The 1671-nt window shown below is 71.8% G+C and carries 3 protein-coding genes; all 3 read left to right on the forward strand.

Annotated features, from left to right (window positions below; translation table 11 throughout):
* Window positions 1-481, forward strand: a 481-nt coding sequence (locus ACWEBX_RS40220; RefSeq protein ID WP_451889646.1) for a zinc-binding dehydrogenase, incomplete at its 5' end; no start/stop codon positions are given.
* 104 nt (window positions 482-585) lie between these two features.
* On the forward strand, window positions 586-1443 hold the full coding sequence (locus ACWEBX_RS40225) for an AAA family ATPase (RefSeq protein ID WP_451889648.1): 858 nt from the start codon (window positions 586-588) through the stop codon (window positions 1441-1443).
* Window positions 1440-1671 (forward strand): hypothetical protein (locus tag ACWEBX_RS40230; protein ID WP_451889647.1); only part of this gene is annotated, 232 nt, incomplete at its 3' end. The genes ACWEBX_RS40225 and ACWEBX_RS40230, both read left to right, overlap by 4 nt.

Genomic DNA, 1671 nt, shown 5'->3' on the forward strand with positions numbered 1-1671 from the left:
GCTGGTGCACGGCGGCGCGGGCGGCGTGGGCTCGCTCGCCGTCCAGGTCGCGGCCGCGCTGGGGGCCGAGGTGACGGCCACCGCCTCGGCCGCGGACGCGGACTTCGTGACCGGCCTGGGCGCCGAGACCGTGATCGACTACGCCGGGCAGCGCTTCGAGAACGAGGTGAAGGACGTGGACGTCGTCTTCGACACCGTCGGAGGGGACACGCAGGCCCGGTCCTGGGAGGTGCTGCGCCCGGGCGGAGTCCTGGTCAGCGTCGTCGAACCGCCCGCGCCGCCGGAGGGGGCGGACGCCCGCGCGGTGTTCTTCGTGGTCGAGCCGGACCGCGCCGGTCTGGAGGAGCTGACGGCACTCGTCGAGGCGGGCCGGCTGATCCCGCAGGTCGACCGGATCCTCCCCCTGGAAAGCGCCCCGGGCGCCTACGCGGCCCTCGAACGCGAGCACCGCCGGGGCAAGATCGTCCTGCGGGTCTCCTAGACGGGCGTCGCTGTCCCGTGGGCTTCGTCACACGTGACAGCGAGGGTGAACAAGCGCTTAGATAGTGGCTCCGACCTCGTTCGCGCGTGCTGGAGGCCCCGTTGCTGTTCACATCCGTCGACGACGTCTCGGCACGCCTCGCCGACACGGGCTATCTGGCGTCGCCCGCGGTCGCCACCACGGTCTTCCTGGCCGACCGGCTCGGCAAGCCCCTCCTGGTGGAGGGCCCCGCGGGCGTCGGCAAGACCGAACTCGCCAAGGCCGTCGCCCAGGTCGCCGGAGCCCGGCTCGTCCGCCTCCAGTGCTACGAAGGCGTGGACGAGTCACGGGCGCTGTACGAGTGGAACCACGCCAAGCAGCTTCTGCGCATCACCGCGGGCCGGGACGAGACGTGGGACGAGACGCGCACGGACATCTTCTCCGAGGAGTTCCTGCTGCCGCGCCCTCTGCTGACCGCCATCCGCGGCGACGATCCGAAGGTCCTGCTGATCGACGAGATGGACAAGGCCGACATCGAGGTCGAGGGCCTGCTGCTCGAAGTGCTCAGCGACTTCCAGGTCACCGTCCCCGAACTGGGCACGATCACGGCGACCAGCCGCCCCTTCGTGGTGCTCACCTCGAACGCGAGCCGTGAACTGTCCGAGGCACTGCGCCGCCGCTGCCTCTTCCTCCACATCGGCTTCCCCGACGAGGAGCTGGAGCGCAGGATCGTCCGGCTGAAGGTGCCCGGACTCGACGAGGCACTCACCGAGTCCGTCGTCCGGGTCGTCGGGGCGCTGCGCGAGATGGACCTGCGGAAGGCCCCCTCCGTCGCCGAGACCATCGACTGGGCGCGCACCCTGCTCGCGCTGGGCGCCGGCACCCTCGACGAGCACGTCGTACGCGACAGCCTCGGCGTGATCCTCAAGCACCAGGACGACGTACTGAAGGCGGCGGCCAAGCTCGACCTGGGCGCCGTGTGAACGCCGCCGTGCCGGCGGACGGTGCCGCGGACCGGCTGACCGGACTCGTCGGCGCACTGCGCTCGCACGGCGTGCGGATCGGCACCGGCGAGACCGTGGACGCCGCGCAGGCGGTGGCGGCGCTGGGCTTCGCCTCGATCAGCCTGAACGTCGTCAAGGTCGACGGCTCGTTCACCCAGGGCAAGGCGAAGTCCTCGACGTCGAACTCCCAGGGCGGCCCCGGCGGCC

Source organism: Streptomyces sp. NPDC005070, assembly GCF_053600395.1.